This window comes from Sphingomonas cremea (genome assembly GCF_021502585.1).
Taxonomy (GTDB): Bacteria; Pseudomonadota; Alphaproteobacteria; order Sphingomonadales; family Sphingomonadaceae; genus Sphingomicrobium; species Sphingomicrobium cremea.
The window spans coordinates 275,696-293,339 of record NZ_JAKFGM010000002.1 but is presented as its reverse complement, the minus strand read 5'-3'; the positions used below and the strand labels follow the sequence as shown (position 1 = coordinate 293,339).

Sequence of the window (17,644 nt, the reverse complement as noted above, 5' to 3'; positions counted from 1 at the left end):
TAATCAGGAGTTTGAAATGAGTTTCGCCAACAGTATCGCGCGCGCCGTCGTTCCGGCTGCACTGGTCGCGACGGTAGTAGCCCCGGCACCGGCGGCAACTTCCGGAGAGCTTAAAACGGTCGAAGCAAGCCTTGCCTCGACCCAGTCCATGACCGCGGACTTTCTGCAAACCGACGGAAAGGGCCGGCAGTTGGCCGGAACGCTTAGTCTCAAGCGGCCAGGAAGGATTCGCTTTGCTTATGGCGGCGGCGTCAACATGTTGCTGGTGGCCAACGGCAAGACTCTAAGCTTCATCGACTATGACGTTGGCCAGAAGTCGAGCTGGCCTATCGCCAAGTCTCCGTTGGCAGTATTGCTCTCGCCCAACCCCGACCTAGGTCGGATCGCGCGAATCATGCCGGCCGAGAGCCCAAACATCATCGTGGTTCGCGCGCGCGACGCCCGCCGGCCCGAATTCGGCACGCTGGTGATGGCCTTCCAGCGAGCGCCGGATGCTCCGGGCGGCCTGCGCCTTGAAGGCTGGACAGCGATCGACGCTCAGAACAAGAAGACAACCGTTCGACTTTCGAACCAGCGCTACAACGTCGCAGTGCCTGACAGCGCCTTCAATTATGCCGAGCCGAAGCGCAAAAAAGCGTAGCAATCGAAAACGGTTAATGCTGGCGACAGTTTTGCCGGTTTATATAGGAGCGTGATCGTCGCTAACCGGGGTTTCCCCCTGTTACCCGGGTCAATCGGCGATTACCTTGCGTGACGAACGCTTGGTCGGCCCTTGCTCCATGCCCCCGGAGCAAGGGCCTTTTCATGCCAGTCCGGGGGACTGGCATGAAAAGGTCCTCCTTCACACGGCTGTATAGGGCGCTACAGGACTTTCCGTGACTACGCTCAAGATCGCTTGCTGGAACATCAATTCGGTGCGCGCCCGCGCGGCCATCGTCGAACGCCTGCTCGACGAGGAGCGGCCCGATATCCTTTGCCTGCAGGAAACCAAGGCCCAGGACCATGTCTTTCCCGCGTCCTTGTTTCACTCACGCGGCTATGTGCATCACGAGCTCAACGGCCAGAAAATGCATCACGGCGTCGCGATCCTGTCGCGGGTCCCGCTAGGCGACCCCGGTCGTCACGACTGGCAGGACAATGGCGAGGCGCGGCATGTCGGTGTTCGGCTCGAGTGCGGCATCCGGCTTGAGAATGTATATATCCCCGCTGGAGGAGATATTCCCGACCGCAACCTCAACCCCAAGTTCGGCCAGAAACTCGACTTCATCGAGCGAATGACCCGCTGGTCGGAGAAGTTGGCTGAGCCGACCTTGGTCGTCGGCGATTTCAACATAGCGCCGCTGGAATGCGATGTCTGGAACCATAAGGCGCTGCTCGACGTCGTCAGCCACACGCCGATCGAAGTCGAGACGCTTGGCAGTCTGCGGCAGGCGCATGATTGGGTTGACCTCGGCCGCCGGTTCATCCCGGCACCAGATCGCAACTTTACCTGGTGGAGTTACCGCGCCCAGGATTGGGCGGCGAGCGACCGCGGCCGCCGCCTCGACCATATGTGGGCTTCACCCCAGCTTGCGCCGCAAGCGATCTCCCACCGCGTGCTGGAGTCCTGCCGCGGGTGGGACCGGCCTTCCGATCACGTCCCGCTGATTCTAGAGCTTGAGGTGTGAGCAAGCCTTCATCGATCGAGCAGGCAATCGCTGCGCTGCAAGCGGGACGGCCAGTAAGGGTAGGGCAGGCCAGCATGTTGTCGGTCGAGACTGCCGGTGAGGCGATGCTTGATTTGGTCGACCCGGATGGGTGTGCTCCAATGCTTCTCAGTGGTTCCCGTGCCATGGCCCTTGGTCTAGGCAATGCCCATGACGCCGCTGGTCAAATTGGACCGGTGGAGGTTCGCCATTGCGAATGGCTCGATCGTGACGCGGCGCGGGCGCTGGCCGATCCGGCGCTTGATTTTGACCGCGGGCCAATCGGACCGCTGGAAGCCATTCCCGTCGACAATCCCGACTGCGCCCGGGCGGCATTGACGCTGGCGCGGTTGGCCGGGTTGCTACCGGCGCTTTGGCTCGTTGATTCCGATGCCAATATCCGGATCGATCCGGCGTCGATTGCCGAAGCCACCGATGCGCCGGTGGCGACGATCGTTGCCCGGGCCAAGCTGCCGTTGGACGATTTGCCGCCAAGCCAGATGGTCGCCTTCCGCGATCCCGCCAGCGGCGAAGAGCATGTCGCACTGGTGATCGGCGCGTTCGGCGGGAAACCGCCGCTCGTCCGCTTGCACAGCGAGTGCCTCACCGGCGACGTGTTCGGCAGCCTCAAATGCGACTGCGGCCCACAGCTCAAGGAAGCGCTGCGCATCCTGGGTGCCACCGGTGGGGGCATACTGCTTTATCTTCGCCAGGAAGGCCGCGGAATTGGCCTTGCCAACAAATTGCGAGCCTATGCGCTCCAGGACCGTGGCCTTGACACGGTCGATGCCAATCGCCGGCTAGGGTTCGCCGACGATGAGCGCAATTATGCCATGGCTGCGGCGATGCTCCGTGCATTGGGTATCGACCGGGTGCGGGTGCTGACCAATAATCCTAACAAGATCGCTGGCCTCGAGCATGAGGGGATCGAGGTCGTCGAGCGGGTGGCACATCATATGCCCGCCAATCCGCACAATGCTGATTACCTGGCCACCAAGCGCAAGCGCAGCGGTCACCTCGACTAATTGTCCAAGCGGCGGACCGACTGGCGCAGATTGGATCAGTCTTCGAACAAGGCCGATCCCACGCGGACGACCGTCGCGCCGAGCATGACCGCGGTGGCATAGTCGCTGGACATGCCCATACTTAGACCCTTGACGCCATGACGCCGCGCCAATTCTGCGAGCAGCGCGAAATAGGGGCCTGGCTCAACCCCTAACGGGGGCATCGCCATCAACCCGGCCAGCGGCAGGGGCGAAGCTCGGACCTCATCAAGAAATACGGGCAAGTCGGCGATTGGGAGGCCCCCTTTTTGCTCCTCAGCGCCGATGTTTACCTGAACATAGACCTCGGGAAACCGCCGCGCATGTTCGCCGGCCGCCACCAGCCCCTTGAGCAACGATTGACGGTCGAGCGAATGGATGACGTCGAACAGCTCGACCGCTTCGGCCGCCTTATTCGATTGAAGCCGGCCAATCATGTGCAGCTTGATGGTGGGATGCACGGACCGGAGTAATGGCCATTTGTTCGCTGCCTCAGCGACGCGGTTTTCACCGAAATCGGTGACGCCGGCGGTGATTAGCGGCTGAATTTCCTCCGGATTACGCTGCTTGGTCACGGCAACCAAGGTCACATCGCCCGGATCGCGCCGAGCTGCCTTGGCGGAGCGCACGATGGACGATCGAATGTTGGCGAGGCGGGTTGCGGCATCGGTCATGCGGCGCGCTATAGGAAGCCGCATGACAGTGAACCAGCCCCAATGGCCGCGCGACTGGCTGATGACCGATGAGCGGATGGGTGATGGATTGTGGGAGGCAATCGGCCGGGTTCCACAAGGGACGGGCGGAATTGTCTTCCGCCATTGCAGCCTTGTCCCCGCGGAACGCCTTGAGCTTGGCGAAAGAGTCGCAGAATTGGCCCGCGCTCGAAAACTGATGCTGGCGGTGGCCCGCGATCCCACTTTGGCAGGGCGGCTCGGTGCCAGCCTGGTTCACAATCCGTCAGAAGCAGGCGATTTACCTTTTTCCCGCTCGGTTCACGACGAGTGCGAGGCGCGAGCGGCCGGTAAGGAAGGGGCGCATCTAGTCTTTATCTCCCCGATTTATCCGACACGTTCACATCCGGGTGGGGCTGCGCTGGGAGTCGATCGCGCCGCCAGATTGGCAAGGCTCGCCAATTGCCCAGCAATCGCACTGGGTGGGATGACGTTTGGCAAATTCTGGGAGCTTGGACCCGCATTTCACGGATGGGCCGGGATCGACGCCTGGCTGGAATCTTAGGCCTTTAGGCGATTAGAATTTGAAAGCGGTTCCGACGTAGACGGCCTTGCTGTCGCGATGGTCCTCGGCCAGCGCCGGGATCTGATCGCGCTCGACCTTGTATCGAACGCCGCCGGTCAGCGCGATATTTCGGCTGATGCTGTAGGAAGCCCCGACGTCAACCGACATGCTGTCCGGGCGTGCCAGCGGGGCGACGCGGCTATCATTGCGCTCGCCGCCGACCGCGACTCGACCGGTAAATTTCTTCAGATTGTAGCTGACACCGACCACCGCGGTTTCACGCGTGCCGATCACCGGATCGGGGCTGCTCGAGCGGGCAACGTCGCCGGCAATCGCAAAACGCTTCCAGCCTACCGCAAGGCCAAGGTCATATTGAGCCGGCGCCAATCCCGTTGGGGACGAAGCAACCGCGACCTCGACCGGCCGCGCCGGAGTCGCAACGCCGCTGGCACGAACCGCGACTCGAAGCTGCGATGGACGCCCCTTGGCCGCAGCCGGTGTAAACTTGAAATCGGCAATCGAAGTATTGCGACCGGCGAACATCGCCGCCAGCCGGGGATCCGCGGACGCCGGAGTAAAGGTAGAAATCTTGTCGAAACTCAAGGATATAGCGGGCGGACGCTGCTTGGCCGCGGCGGCCAGCCCGATCGCAGGGGTCATCACCATAGCGGCAGCGGCCAGCGCGAGCGCCAGTTTTCCTCCTGCCATGGTTTCCCTGTTGGTCACGAAAAAGACTCCTGTTCATCATGGATATAGTCTTCCGAACCTGTCGGTTCCATGACTCAATTTGATTCAGACGCCCCCTGTTGCGCAGAGTCCACAAGATTCGCTGAGCCTGTCCCAAATTCTGTCGCTTGCCGGGACGGTGGCAGCATCTATAACGCCCCTTGAACGACGCCCTTTTTGCTCGAAGAGAGAGTTTATGTCCCGTCTGACCCTTTCACTTGCCGCCCTGATCGTCGCCGGCGTCGCCCTGCCGGGGTGCACCAGGAATAGGGAGCTTCCGACGGAGCTTGCGCCTTCGCGGATGACGTCGATCGGCGTCAACGCCTATCTGTGGCGCGCGGCCGTTGATACCTTGTCATTCGCCCCGCTGATTACCGCGGACAGCAATGGCGGGGTGATTGTCACCGATTGGTATGCCAATCCCACCACGCCGGGCGAACGAGTAAAGCTGACGGTATCGATCATCGACCAGGATCTTCGGGCCGATGCGCTCCGCGTCGCGGCCAGCCGCCAGGTCAACCAGAATGGAGTCTGGGTCGATGCGCCGGTGGCCGCCGCCACCGTCCAGAAGCTTGAGGATATCATCCTCACCCGCGCCCGCGATCTTCGCCGCACCACAGTCGGCGGCTAAGGTTATCGCCTCATGACCGACCGCTTCGACCCGGCGGTTGCCGACCGGCGCTGGCAGAAGCGCTGGGCGGAAGCCCGAAGCTTTCAAGCCGACAGCAATTCGGCCAAGCCCAAGTCCTATGTGCTGGAGATGTTCCCCTATCCTTCAGGGCGCATCCACATGGGCCATGTCCGCAACTATACCATGGGCGACGTCCTTGCCCGATTCCGCCGCATGCAGGGCTATGAGGTTCTTCACCCGATGGGTTGGGACGCGTTCGGCATGCCTGCCGAGAATGCGGCGATGGAAAAGAAGGTCCATCCGGGCACCTGGACTCGCCAGAACATCGCCACCATGCGCGAACAGCTGCAGCGCATCGGCTTCGCTCTCGACTGGAGCCGTGAGCTCGCGACCTGCGAGCCCAATTATTACGGCCACGAGCAGTCGCTGTTCCTCGACCTGATGGAAGCGGGACTCGTTTTCCGTAAGGAAAGCGAGGTCAATTGGGACCCTGTGGACATGACCGTGCTTGCCAACGAGCAGGTCATCGACGGCAAGGGCTGGCGTTCCGGCGCGCCGGTCGAGCGCAAGAAATTGAGCCAATGGTTCCTGAAGATCACCGACTTCGCCGAGGATCTGCTTGAGGGTCTCGGAACCCTTGACCAATGGCCGGACAAGGTTCGGCTGATGCAACAAAATTGGATTGGCAAGAGCCGCGGCCTGCAATTTTGCTTTCGGCTTGCAGGAACCGCTCCTGGCGGCGCCTGCGACATCGAAGTGTTCACGACGCGCCCCGACACCATCTTCGGGGCCAGCTTCGTCGCCATTTCCCCAAGCCACCCGATCGGCGAGGCTCTGGCGGCCGAACGGCCAGAAGTCGCTGAGTTCATTGCCAGGGCCAGGGCTGGAGGGACCAGCGCCGCCGAGATCGAAACCGCCGAAAAGCTCGGCTTCGATACTGGCCTTGAAGTATTACACCCGCTCGATCCCGACTGGCGCCTGCCTGTGTGGATCGCGAACTTCGTGTTGATGGACTATGGCACCGGCGCATTGTTCGGCGTGCCTGCGCATGACGTGCGCGATTTTGAATTTGCGAAGAAATATCACCTGCCAATCCGGCGAGTCGTCGCGGATAGTCCAAGGGGGGCCGACGAGCCGGTCGTGGAGGCGGAGCCGGGGGCCGGGATCGCGGTCAATTCGCGATTCCTGGACGGTCTTGCGAGCGATCAGGCGACGGCTGAAGTCATTAAGCGCGCGGAAGCCGCCGGATGGGGCGAGGGCAAAACCCAATATCGCCTGCGCGACTGGGGAGTATCCCGCCAGCGCTATTGGGGCACGCCAATCCCGGTGGTCCATTGCGAAGAATGCGGGCCGGTAGGAGTGCCGCGCGACCAGTTGCCGGTTGTGCTGCCCGAGGATGTCAGCTTCGAGCTTCCGGGCAATCCGCTCGATCGCCATCCGACTTGGACAACGGTCGATTGCCCCAAATGCGGGGCAGCCGCGCGTCGCGAGACCGACACGCTCGACACCTTCGTCGATTCCAGCTGGTATTTCATTCGTTTCGCCAGCCAGCCTGACAACCGCCCATTCGACCGCGCGGAAGCCGAGAAATGGCTTCCGGTCGGACAGTATATCGGCGGGGTGGAGCATGCGATTCTGCACCTGCTTTACGCCCGATTCTGGACCCGTGCGCTCGAGCGGATAGGCAAAATCGGCATCAAGGAGCCGTTTAAAGGCCTATTCACCCAAGGCATGGTCACCCACGAAACCTACGAGAGCCTCGACGGCCGGTGGCTCAACCCGGATGAGGTTGCAGTGGCCGAAAATGGTGCTTTGGTCGAACGTGCGACCGGCACCGCGGTCCGGCTCGGCCGGGTCGAGAAGATGTCCAAATCGAAAAAGAATACGGTCGACCCCGAGCCTATTCTCGACCGTTATGGTGCCGATGCCGTGCGCTGGTTCATGCTTTCCGATTCCCCGCCGGAGCGCGATCTCGAATGGTCTGAAAGCGGAATCGAAGGCGCTGCCCGTTTCGTGCAGCGAGTTTGGCGGCTGGCCTTGGCACCTAAAGGAAATGACGGTCATGATGCGGCGCTGTTGCGCAAGCTTCACCGCGCCATTGCCGCGGTCGGCGAAGCGATCGAAGGGCTGCAGTTCAACAAGTCGGTCGCCGCTCTCTACGAGCTGGCCAGTGCGATCGAAAAGGCGAAACCTTCGGCTACCCGCGATGAAGCCATCAGGACGCTGCTGCTGTTGATTGCGCCAGGCGCGCCGCATTTGGCCGAGGAAGCCTGGGCCGCACGGGGCGAAACCGGAATGATCGCTGACGCCTCTTGGCCCGCTTTCGAACCTGGCCTGCTGGTCGATGACGAGGTGACGATTGCCGTGCAAATTAACGGCAAGCTGCGCGACACGATGACGGCGGCGCGGGGCCTTAGCCGCGAGGATGCCGAAGTGCTCGCGCTTGCCTTGCCCAAGGTGCAAGCGCAATTGGGCGGCGGGACGCCGCGCAAGGTGATTGTGGTTCCCGACAGGCTGGTCAATATCGTCGCATGATCCGCGCGCTTGCCTTGGCGATGATGCTAGCTCTCGGGGCCTGCGGGCTTAAGCCAATGTATGCCGGTGGATCGTCGGGGCAGGTGGCAAGCGGGCTTAGCGCCGTTCAGGTGGCGCCGATCCCGGAGCGAGCGGGATGGCTGGTGCGAAACGCGCTGGTCGACCGGATGGGCGGCGAAGCCACCAATCCCGTCTTTCGGCTCGAAGTGGAGCTTGACGACAATTTGATCGCATTCGGAATTCGCGGGGACAGCACCACCACCCGCGAACGCCGCACGTTGCGTGCACGCTATCGGCTGGTGGAGATTGGGACCGGGGAAGTCGTGCTGGATGCTACCGCCGGTTCTGACGCCGGCATTGATGTGGTGAGCTCAGAATATGCGACGGTAGCGGCTGAGCAGACAGCGCAGGAAAGGCTTGCGACGGTGATCGCCGACCAGATGGTTTCGCGTATCTCACTTTACGTCCGCAACCGCGCTTCGGGGCAATGAAAGCCGTCAAGGCCAGCCTAGCGAGCGCGCTGGAGCGACCCGATCCAAAGATTCGCTTTTATTTATTCCATGGCCCCGACGAGGCCGGATCGCGCGCTCTTGCTATGCAGCTGCTGAAGGGGCTCGGTGACGCAGAGAAATTCATCGTCCTTGGTCAATCGATCAAGGCGGACCCGGCCGCCCTGGCCGATGAGGCCGGTGCAATGGCGCTGTTCGGCGGAAAGCGCGCCATATGGGTCGAGCCCGCTGGCGACGAAATTGCCGAAGGTGTTGGCGCCTTGCTCGATGCACCGGCCAGCGAAAGCGCGGTGGTGGCGCTGGCCGGCTCTATCCGAAAGACCTCTGCGTTGCTGAAGCTAGCCGAAGCTCATCCGGCTGCGCTGGCTCATTGCTCTTATGTTCCGGAGGGGCGCGACATGGAGAGAGTCGTGATTGAACTGGGACGGAAGAATGGTCTGCGGATCATGCCGGCCATTGCCCAGCGGATCGCCGGGGCCACTTCCAATAACCAGGCTATTGCGGCTCAGGAGTTGGGCAAGTTCGCGCTTTATCTTGGCGCGGATACGGCAAATCCCTGCGATCTCGACCAAGAGACGCTTGACTTGCTGGGCGCCGATTCTGCTGAAGCCGATGTTATGCGACTGGGCGATCTGGCGTTGGCCGGGCGGATGAACGAGTTGATCGACGAGCTAGGTCGATTGCCAAGCGGTGGAAGCGAGGCGATTCCCGTGCTTCGCTCGCTTCAGCGTCGTTTGCTGATGCTGGCTCCGTTGCGCGCTCGCGTGGAGCAGGGTCAGAGCGTCGATAGCGTCATGACGTCAATGGGCAAGTCTCTGTTCTGGAAAGATAAACCGCTAATTCAGCGGCTTTTGTCGGTTTGGTCGGCGGAGCGGCTCACAGAAGCTGCGGCGCGGGTGTCGGCGCTCGAACGCCAGATCATGCTGCGCCCGCTATCCGACGAGGCGGCGCTTGGTGAGATGCTGGTGACCCTGGCTCGAGCGGCGCGACAGAAAGGCTAAATTGGTTCGCCGCTCAGGCGCTGGCAGATCAGGTCGAGTTGATCGAGCGTGCTATAGTGTAATGATACCGAGCCACCGCTCTTTCCATGGCTAACCTTGACCCTTAATCCCAGGAGATCGCTCAACTGGCGCTCGAGGGCCGAAAGGTCGGCGTCCATGGGGCGAGCGGCGTTGCGGGCCGATGCACGGCCAATGTCATGACCTGGGCCAGGCCGGACTTTCTTTGCCAAATGTTCCGCCTGGCGGACCGACAAATCGCCATCTACGATCTGCAGCGCCAAGGCTTCGGGATCCGGCGCAGTCGCGACGGCGCGAGCGTGCCCCATACTGATATCGCCTCGCAGCAGCATTAAGCGCACTGCTTCGGGCAGATCGAGCAGCCGCAAAAGATTCGCGACGTGACTGCGCGACTTTCCGACAAGTTTCCCGATCACCTCCTGGCTGTGGCCATATCGACCGATCAACTGCCGGTATGCCTCGGCTTCCTCGATCGCATTGAGATCTTCGCGCTGGATATTCTCGATTAGAGCTATCTCAGCGCTCGATTCCTCATTTACCTCGCGGATTAGCGCAGGAATCTCATGCAAACGTGCTTTTTGCGCCGCGCGCCATCGCCGCTCACCGGCAATGAGTTCAAAACCATCGCCACTTACGCGGACGAGGATCGGCTGAAGCACGCCACGTTCGGCTATAGAAGCCGCGAGTTCGTCGATCGCCTGCTTATCAAAATGTTGGCGAGGTTGCGATGGATTCGGCCGAATTCGGCCGATTTCAATCGCCCTTACACCGTCAGCCGAAGGCGATGTGCTCGCCTTCGCCGGCCGAACCGCCTCATCGATCAACGCGCTTAGGCCCCGCCCCAATCCGGTGGCTTTCTTCATGCGGCCTCCAGTGCGAAACGCGGCAAGCGCGTAATGATTTCACGGGCGAGCTTGATATAGGCCTCGGATCCCGGGCACTTCAGGTCATAGATCAATGCCGGCAAGCCATGGCTTGGCGCTTCTGACAGCCGCACGTTGCGCGGCACAACCGTGTCGAACACGGCACTTCCGAGACAGGATCGCACGTCTTCGGATACCTGCTGCGACAGGTTGTTGCGCCGATCGAACATCGTAAGCGCAACGCCAAGGATCGATAGCTCAGGATTGAAGGCCAATCGAATGCGCTCCACCGTCTGCAGGAGCTGGCTTAGACCCTCAAGCGCAAAGAATTCACACTGTAACGGCACGAGTAACTGACGTGACGCCACCAGCGCGTTGACCGTCAACAAACCGAGTGATGGCGGGCAGTCGAGCAGACAAATGTCCCAGCGCCCCTCCGGCACTTCGTCGAAAGCCTGCGCCAGTCGATGAGTGCGGTCGTCCATCCCCACCAACTCGACTTCGGCACCCGACAAGTCGACCGTCGCTGGCACAAGATCGAGTCGCGGAACCTTGGTCGCGACCGCAGCCTCGACGATGCTGGTCTCGCCCAGGAGAACGTCATAGCTCGAATGTTCGCGAGCTGCCTGGCCAACGCCAAGACCGGTGGAGGCATTGCCCTGCGGGTCAAGGTCGATCAGGACCACTTTCCAGCCGATTGCCGCCAACGCCGTCGCCAGGTTTATAGCGGTAGTGGTCTTGCCGACCCCGCCCTTCTGATTGGCCACTGCGACGCGGATCATTGCTTCCCCCTCCGCTGGACATTTTTGGCAACGACTATTGCCGCTCCACTATGTGTCTGGCTCGGTACCAGGCAGAACTCACCCTGCCACGTCGCGCGCGCCTCATCCAGTTCCGATTTTGCCGATTCGCCCTTAGGCAGGATCCATTTCGTTTCAGCGTGGGCCAAATGACACGCCATGCCGAACAGTCGTTCCAGCCGCGCCACGGCTCGAGCGGTGATAAAGTCGAACTGGCCCGAGAGTCGTTCGACCCTGCGCTCCTCCACCGCCACGTGTTCCAGACCAAGATGCTCGATTGCGCCGCGAAGAAAGTCGGCACGAAGCCGGCGCGGCTCGACAAGGGTCATGGGCGTCCCGCCGAGGATGGCGATCACCAAGCCGGGCAGCCCGGGGCCAGATCCGATATCGCACCAACTCCCTCCCCCTTGCGCCACGCCGAGAAGCTGGGCGCCATCGAGGATATGGCGGTTCCAAAGGTCGGGAATGCTCTTCGGTGCGATCAGATTTTGCCTATTATTCTCGGCAAGCAAAAGGTCCGCATAAGCTCGGAGACGTTCAAATGTTTCACGTGAAACGTCGCGGTTCGCCGCCGCGCTCAGCACTTCGATCATGCGGCGTTTCGCATCAAAGCGAAATGCAAGGCAGACAAGGCCGCAGGCGTGATACCGGGGACGCGGGACGCCTGGTCGATATCCGCAGGCCCAGCTTGCTCAAGCCTTTCGCGCATTTCAGTCGAAAGCCCCGGGACCCGGTCGAACTCGAAACTAATAGGGATCGCGAGCTCACAATCGCGGGAGCGCGCCGCTAGCTCGTCCTTTTGACGCGTCAGGTAGGGCGCGTAAATGGCGTCATCGATTGCTTCATCGATTGCCGCGATGTGGCCAAGCATCGCACGGACGGACGCGCTTGCATCTTCACGCCTTACCCACTCGGACAGCGGCTTGCGCGCGGTATCGTCGAGTCCGAGCTCGCTTCCGATCACCCGAACCTCTAGCTCGCCCGCCGCCTGAACCTTCGCTTCAAGGCGGTGGCGAACCAATGCTTCCTGTTCTGAGTCGAGGACACCCAGCTCCAATGCCAATGGGCCCAAGCGAGAAACTGCGTTGTCGGCGCGAAGATGCAGGCGATACTCAGAACGCGCCGTTAGCATGCGATACGGTTCGCTGACGCCCTGCAATGTAAGGTCATCGGCCAACACTCCAATATAGCTAGCGCCCCGATCGAAACGGACCGCGGCAACGCTGAGTGCAACCGCAGCTGCGTTAAGCCCTGCAACTAACCCTTGAGCGGCCGCTTCCTCGTAGCCGGTCGTCCCATTGAGCTGACCGGCGAAGAATAATCCAGACATTTCCCGGTGTTGAAACGTCGGTTCAAGCCGGCGTGGGTCGGCATATTCATATTCGACCGCATAGCCCGGTTGAACGATCTCAGCTCGCTCAAGGCCCTCTATGCTGCGCACCAACTCTATTTGGACGTCGCCCGGTAGCGAAGTTGAAATTCCGTTTGGATAGACAAGCGACGTATCGAGGCCCTCAGGTTCCAGGAAAATCTGGTGGCCATCGCGATCGCCAAACCGATGGACCTTGTCCTCTATCGATGGGCAATAGCGAGGTCCTCGGCCTTCGATTGCCCCCGCGAACAACGGCGATCGACCCAAACTCTTACGAATGACGTCATGACTTCGCTGATTTGTGCGTGTTATCGCACAACTGAGTTGCGGCTGGGCAGTCGGGTTCGCTCGCAGGCCCATCGTCCAGGGCATGCGATCGCTTGGCTGCGCAACGGTTCGCGACCAATCTATCGTGCGCCCGTCCAACCGCGGTGGCGTCCCAGTCTTGAGGCGCCCCTGAGCAAGACCAAGCTCTCGGATCTGCGCGCCCAAAGCTGTCGCTGCTTGGCCGCCCTGCCGGCCACCGGTCCAACGCTCTTCGCCTCGAAACATCGTCGCTCCGAGAAATGTCCCGGTGGTCAGCACGACTGCCTTGGCTCCAATCGTCGTCCCGTCGGCAATTTCGATGCCGCCAACAACGCTTCCAACCTGCCGCAGCGCCACCGCTTCGCCCTCAATGAGCGTTACGTTTGACCTTACGACCAAGTCGGCAACCGCGCGGCGATAGAGACGCCGATCGGCCTGAACGCGGGGTCCGCGCACTGCGCTACCCTTGCTGGCGTTGAGCATCCGGCGGTGTATCGCGGCGCAGTCGGCGGCGCGCGCCATGATTCCGCCCATCGCGTCCACTTCGCGCACCAAATGTCCCTTGCCCACGCCTCCGATCGACGGATTACAGGACATTTGGCCGAGATCGTCGGCGCGGAACGTCAGCAACGCGACGCGCGCGCCCCGGCGCGCGGCCGCGCAAGCCGCTTCGCATCCGGCATGACCGCCGCCGATGACCAATACGTCGAACATCGCCTGCCATTACAGGCAGTGCATTGCCCATTCAACGCAGAGATGTTTCACGTGAAACTGTCTATCTATTTGCCGAGGCAGAATCGGCCAAACAACGCGTCAAGCAAATCCTCGACACCGGCCCTGCCCGAAATCCGATCAATAGCCAGGCGCGCATTTCGCAATTCTTCAGCGATCAAAACCGCATCGTTGAGCGCGACTGCCCGGCCCAACGCAGCTTGCCCGTCGGCCAGAAGGTCATGTTGGCGCCGATCGAGAGCTAGTTCATCTCCCTTAGGGAGAAGGTGACGAGCGCGATTCATGAGGCAATCCGTAAGGGCGTCCAGACCCTCTCCGGTTACCGCCGATACTTGGACGCCTTCACCTCCGTCGGCGGCCAGGTCGGACTTGGCCGAGACGAGGATCAATTCATCGTGGGTCGGCGCCTCGCCTGGAGAGCCGAGCCAAAGCAGTAAGTCCGCTCGCCCCGCCTCATGTCGCGCCCGGTCAATTCCAATTGCTTCGACGGTATCGTCCGAATCACGCAGTCCAGCTGTGTCCACCAGTACGAATGGTACGCCCCCGATCGCAATCGGCACCTCGATTACATCACGCGTCGTCCCAGCTATCGGCGTGACAATGGCTCTTTCAGATTGTGCTAAAGCGTTGACCAAACTAGATTTTCCGGCGTTAGGCGGGCCTGCGACGACAACCCGTACGCCTTCCCTCATTGGCTCGACGCGGGGGGCAACGACGAGCTCGGCCATCTCGGCCGAAAGTCGCTTGATATCGGGCATGAGCCCAAGATCGAACTCTCCGTCTTCCTCGTCGGCGTAATCGATCGCAACTTCTGTCCGTGCCGACAAAGCAAGCAACCGGTCACGCCAATCCTCCAGACGTGCCCGTAGCGCGCCGCCAGCGCGCGCCATGGCCGAGCGCCTCTGCAGCTCGGTCTCAGCCGCAAGCAAGTCGGCAAGCCCCTCTGCTTCGGTTAAGTCGATGCGGCCGTTGGACATCGCTCGGCGGGTGAACTCCCCGGGCTCCGCCATCCGGACCCCGGTGTGGGAAAGCAATGTTTTTATCAACGCATCGACCGTCGCTCTACCTCCATGACATTGATATTCCACGGTATTTTCGCCCGTCGCGCTAAAAACACCATCGAAGCGAAGTATCAAGGCCTCATCGATGAGCGAACCGTCCCGTGGATCGATGAGCCGCCGTAGCGAGGCTTGACGTGGTTCGGGTAGACTCCCGGCAATAGCTTCCGCGGCGGCGAAGGCCGCGGGCCCGCTGGTGCGCACGATGGCAATGGCCGCAGGCGGTCGGCCGCTCGACAAGGCTACAATCGTATCAATTGAACTCACGCCGCCTGCAATCGCAGTCGCTAGAGTAATCCGCAACCGTTCAGGCGAAGAGCCTGCCCAGTCCGACTTCGGGGTGGATCCAGCCGTCATAGATCATCTTGAACGCTACATAGACGATCACCAGCAGCCCCACATAGGCGATCCAGCGATAGCGCTCGATGTAGCGGGCAATCAGATTCGCGGCCAAGCCCATCAGGGCGACCGCGAAGATCAGGCCGACAATCAAGATCCCGGGATGATCGCGCGCCGCACCGGCAACCGCCAAAACATTGTCGAGGCTCATCGACACATCGGCAACTGCAACCGCCCAGACCGCTCCGGCAAAGCTCTTAGCCGGCCGCAGTCCCGAATGCTCGTCGCCAACAATTTCCTCTGACCCCGGCGATTCCCCTGCGTGGCGAAGATCGCGCCACATGCGCCAGGCGACCCAAAGCAGCAACAAGCCACCGACCAGGATCAGGCCGATGATCTGCAGGAGTTGCGTCACAATCAGCGCGAAGATGATGCGCAGAACCAGCGCCGCCAGAACGCCGATCAGGATAACCTTGCGCCGCTGTTCGACGGACAGGCCGGCGGCAAGCGCGCCAACCACGATGGCGTTGTCCCCCGCCAGCACCAGGTCGATCATCAACACTTGCACAAAAGCCGAAAATGCCGTCGGCTCGGTAATGTTGGCGAAATCCTTGACTATCGCGGCCCAGATATCGGCCGGGCTGCCAAATCCCGTCGACACGGCGGAAAGCGTCGTCAACATCAGTTCGAACAATTTGTCCCCCTGTCCTCGGTGGCGATTACCGGTCCAAGCCGGTCCGTCGGAATTTGTTCCCGCTTAGGCGAACCCGAGCGCGTTTCTCAAGCCGAGTACATGCTCGCCGCCGACCCAACCCTCGAAAATCATGTTGATCGCGACATAGAGGATTACGGCAAGCCCGATATAGTTGATCCAGTGGTGGCGCTGGATCAGCCGGGCTACATAATTGGCAGCCAGCCCCATGAACAACACCGAAAAGCAGAGACCGATGACCAGCAGCGCGGGATTATCGCGCGCGATCGACGCCACCAGCAGTACGTTGTCGAGGCTCATGCTTAGGTCGGCTATGGTGATCTGGATCGCCGCCTGAAGGAAGGTTTTCGTTGCGGGTATACCCTCGACTTCCACGGTCGAAGGATCATCGATTGCCACGAGTTGGCGCGGATGCAGCTCCTGCCACATATTGTAGGCAACCCACAGCAACAGCAGGCCGCCAGCGAACACCAGGCCGGTAATCTTCAACAGTTGCGTGGCGAGCAAGGCAAAGGTGACGAGGAAAGCCAGCGCCATGCCGACGCCGAGCATCAACACTCTTCGACGGTCCTTGTCCGGCAAGCCGGAAGCGAGCGACCCCATGATGACCACATTGTCGCCGGCCATCGTCAGATCGCCGACGATGATCTGGCCTAGCTTTGCAAGGCCGGAGGCAGTGAATACCGCGGAAAAGTTGAGGCTGGAGAGCACGACCGGGTGAACGCCCGCGTCCGGTTACTGGTTCATCGAGGCGAAAAAGTCCTCGTTGGATTTGGCGTCCTTCATCTTGTCGAGCAGGAACTGCATCGCATCGACCGTACCCATCTGCATCAGGATGCGGCGAAGCACCCACATCTTCGACAATGTGCCCTGCTCGACCAGCAGCTCTTCCTTGCGGGTGCCGGACTTGCCGACGTCCAGCGAGGGGAAAATGCGCTTATCGGCAACCTTGCGGTCGAGCACGATTTCGCTGTTGCCGGTGCCCTTGAACTCTTCGAAGATGACTTCGTCCATCTTGGATCCGGTATCGATCAGCGCCGTAGCGATAATTGACAGCGAACCGCCTTCCTCGATGTTGCGCGCGGCGCCGAAGAAGCGCTTCGGGCGCTGCAGGGCATTGGCGTCGACGCCGCCGGTGAGCACCTTGCCAGACGAAGGAACGACGGTGTTGTAGGCGCGACCGAGACGAGTGATGGAGTCGAGCAGGATCACGACATCCTTTTTATGTTCGACCAGGCGCTTGGCCTTTTCTATCACCATTTCGGCGACCTGGACGTGACGCGAGGCCGGCTCGTCGAAGGTTGAGCTGATCACCTCCCCGTTGACGCTGCGCTGCATGTCGGTGACTTCCTCCGGCCGCTCATCGATCAGCAGCACGATCAGGAACACCTCGGGATGATTGTCGGTGATCGCCTTGGCAATATTCTGCAGCAGCACGGTCTTACCGGTCCGCGGCGGGGCCACGATCAGCGCACGCTGGCCTTTGCCCAGCGGCGAGACAATGTCGATCACGCGGGCCGACTTGTCCTTGACTGTCGGATCCAGCGTGTCGAGCCGAAGCTTGCTGTTCGGATATAGCGGGGTGAGGTTGTCGAAGTTGACCCGGTGGCGAACCGCCTCCGGATCGTCGAAATTGATCTGACTGACCTTGGTCAATGCGAAATAGCGCTCGCCATCCTTCGGCGCGCGAATCTCTCCCTCGATCGTGTCACCCGTCCTCAAACCGAAGCGGCGAACGACGTTGGGAGCGACGTAAATGTCGTCGGGTCCGGCAAGATAGTTTGCCTCCGGGCTGCGAAGGAAACCGAACCCGTCGTTGAGCACTTCAATCGTGCCCATGCCGTTGATCTCGGCGCCGCTTTCCGCGCGCACCTTGAGAATCGAGAACATCAGGTCCTGCTTGCGCATGGTCGATGCGCCCTCGATCCCCATCTCCTCTGCCATTGCGACGAGATCAGCGGGGGTTTTCTGCTTGAGGTCCTTGAGATGCATGAAAATTAACTTTCGAACGAAAATATTTTGGAATTTGAAACTCGAACGGCAGGACGCCGTGAATGGGGACGACAGGGCAAATGGTC

General features: G+C 61.1%; 18 protein-coding genes. 8 read left to right on the top strand and 10 right to left on the bottom strand.

Features of this window, described 5'->3' with window-relative positions; translation table 11 throughout:
* The first annotated feature begins 16 nt into the window (after positions 1-16).
* From LVY65_RS07885 to ribA, 3 genes are all read left to right on the top strand, one after another.
* A complete protein-coding gene (locus LVY65_RS07885) occupies positions 17-640 on the top strand; it encodes a LolA family protein (RefSeq protein ID WP_235067489.1) in 624 nt (207 codons plus the stop codon).
* A 235-nt stretch (positions 641-875) separates the two neighbouring features.
* Complete coding sequence (locus LVY65_RS07880) at positions 876-1,667, top strand: exodeoxyribonuclease III (RefSeq protein ID WP_235067488.1); 792 nt, start codon at positions 876-878, stop codon at positions 1,665-1,667.
* A complete protein-coding gene (gene ribA, locus LVY65_RS07875) occupies positions 1,664-2,710 on the top strand; it encodes a GTP cyclohydrolase II (RefSeq protein WP_235067487.1) in 1,047 nt (348 codons plus the stop codon). Before LVY65_RS07880 ends, ribA begins: the two co-directional genes overlap by 4 nt.
* A gap of 35 nt (positions 2,711-2,745) precedes the next feature.
* On the opposite strand, the gene LVY65_RS07870 is transcribed toward ribA, so the two are convergent.
* The gene (locus LVY65_RS07870) at positions 2,746-3,402 is read right to left on the bottom strand and encodes a YggS family pyridoxal phosphate-dependent enzyme (RefSeq protein WP_235067486.1); all 657 of its coding nucleotides are present in this window, start codon (positions 3,400-3,402) and stop codon (positions 2,746-2,748) included.
* A 22-nt stretch (positions 3,403-3,424) separates the two neighbouring features.
* Here LVY65_RS07870 and LVY65_RS07865 point away from each other — a divergent pair, with 22 nt between their 5' ends.
* Positions 3,425-3,964 (top strand): thiamine phosphate synthase, encoded by a 540-nt coding sequence (locus LVY65_RS07865; RefSeq protein WP_235067485.1) that lies wholly within the window; start codon positions 3,425-3,427, stop codon positions 3,962-3,964.
* Between the two features lie 12 nt (positions 3,965-3,976).
* Here LVY65_RS07865 and LVY65_RS07860 read toward each other — a convergent pair whose 3' ends face one another.
* Positions 3,977-4,690 carry a porin gene (locus tag LVY65_RS07860; RefSeq protein WP_235067484.1) on the bottom strand — a complete coding sequence of 238 codons (714 nt, stop codon included), beginning with the start codon at positions 4,688-4,690 and terminating at the stop codon, positions 3,977-3,979.
* A gap of 196 nt (positions 4,691-4,886) precedes the next feature.
* Here LVY65_RS07860 and LVY65_RS07855 point away from each other — a divergent pair, with 196 nt between their 5' ends.
* The 4 genes from LVY65_RS07855 to holA are packed head-to-tail and all read left to right on the top strand — an operon-like array spanning position 4,887 to position 9,366.
* Positions 4,887-5,321, top strand: a complete 435-nt coding sequence (locus LVY65_RS07855) for a DUF3576 domain-containing protein (RefSeq protein ID WP_235067483.1) — start codon at positions 4,887-4,889, stop codon at positions 5,319-5,321.
* A 12-nt stretch (positions 5,322-5,333) separates the two neighbouring features.
* On the top strand, positions 5,334-7,856 hold the full coding sequence (leuS, locus tag LVY65_RS07850) for a leucine--tRNA ligase (protein WP_235067482.1): 2,523 nt from the start codon (positions 5,334-5,336) through the stop codon (positions 7,854-7,856).
* Positions 7,853-8,347, top strand: a complete 495-nt coding sequence (lptE, locus tag LVY65_RS07845) for an LPS assembly lipoprotein LptE (RefSeq protein WP_235067481.1) — start codon at positions 7,853-7,855, stop codon at positions 8,345-8,347. The genes leuS and lptE overlap by 4 nt, the downstream gene beginning before the upstream one ends.
* Positions 8,344-9,366, top strand: a complete 1,023-nt coding sequence (gene holA, locus LVY65_RS07840) for a DNA polymerase III subunit delta (RefSeq protein WP_235067480.1) — start codon at positions 8,344-8,346, stop codon at positions 9,364-9,366. The genes lptE and holA overlap by 4 nt, the downstream gene beginning before the upstream one ends.
* Here holA and LVY65_RS07835 read toward each other — a convergent pair.
* The 8 genes from LVY65_RS07835 to rho all read right to left on the bottom strand — a co-directional run bounded on the left by LVY65_RS07835 (position 9,363) and on the right by rho (position 17,558).
* Positions 9,363-10,247: a ParB/RepB/Spo0J family partition protein gene (locus LVY65_RS07835; RefSeq protein ID WP_235067479.1), complete on the bottom strand. Its 885-nt coding sequence runs from the start codon at positions 10,245-10,247 to the stop codon at positions 9,363-9,365. The genes holA and LVY65_RS07835 overlap by 4 nt on opposite strands.
* Positions 10,244-11,029, bottom strand: a complete 786-nt coding sequence (locus LVY65_RS07830; protein WP_235067478.1) for a ParA family protein — start codon at positions 11,027-11,029, stop codon at positions 10,244-10,246. The genes LVY65_RS07835 and LVY65_RS07830 overlap by 4 nt, the downstream gene beginning before the upstream one ends.
* On the bottom strand, positions 11,026-11,640 hold the full coding sequence (gene rsmG / locus LVY65_RS07825) for a 16S rRNA (guanine(527)-N(7))-methyltransferase RsmG (RefSeq protein WP_235067477.1): 615 nt from the start codon (positions 11,638-11,640) through the stop codon (positions 11,026-11,028). The genes LVY65_RS07830 and rsmG overlap by 4 nt, the downstream gene beginning before the upstream one ends.
* Positions 11,637-13,439, bottom strand: a complete 1,803-nt coding sequence (gene mnmG / locus LVY65_RS07820; protein WP_235067476.1) for a tRNA uridine-5-carboxymethylaminomethyl(34) synthesis enzyme MnmG — start codon at positions 13,437-13,439, stop codon at positions 11,637-11,639. Before mnmG ends, rsmG begins: the two co-directional genes overlap by 4 nt.
* A 65-nt stretch (positions 13,440-13,504) precedes the next feature.
* Positions 13,505-14,872, bottom strand: a complete 1,368-nt coding sequence (gene mnmE, locus LVY65_RS07815) for a tRNA uridine-5-carboxymethylaminomethyl(34) synthesis GTPase MnmE (RefSeq protein ID WP_328282499.1) — start codon at positions 14,870-14,872, stop codon at positions 13,505-13,507.
* Entirely contained in the window at positions 14,823-15,536 is a 714-nt protein-coding gene (locus tag LVY65_RS07810; RefSeq protein WP_235067474.1) for a YjbE family putative metal transport protein, read from the bottom strand. Before LVY65_RS07810 ends, mnmE begins: the two co-directional genes overlap by 50 nt.
* A 75-nt stretch (positions 15,537-15,611) precedes the next feature.
* Positions 15,612-16,277 (bottom strand): YjbE family putative metal transport protein, encoded by a 666-nt coding sequence (locus LVY65_RS07805; RefSeq protein WP_235067473.1) that lies wholly within the window; start codon positions 16,275-16,277, stop codon positions 15,612-15,614.
* A 24-nt stretch (positions 16,278-16,301) separates the two neighbouring features.
* Positions 16,302-17,558, bottom strand: coding sequence for a transcription termination factor Rho (gene rho, locus LVY65_RS07800; RefSeq protein WP_235067472.1), 1,257 nt, complete (start codon positions 17,556-17,558; stop codon positions 16,302-16,304).
* Between the last annotated feature and the right edge of the window lie 86 nt (positions 17,559-17,644).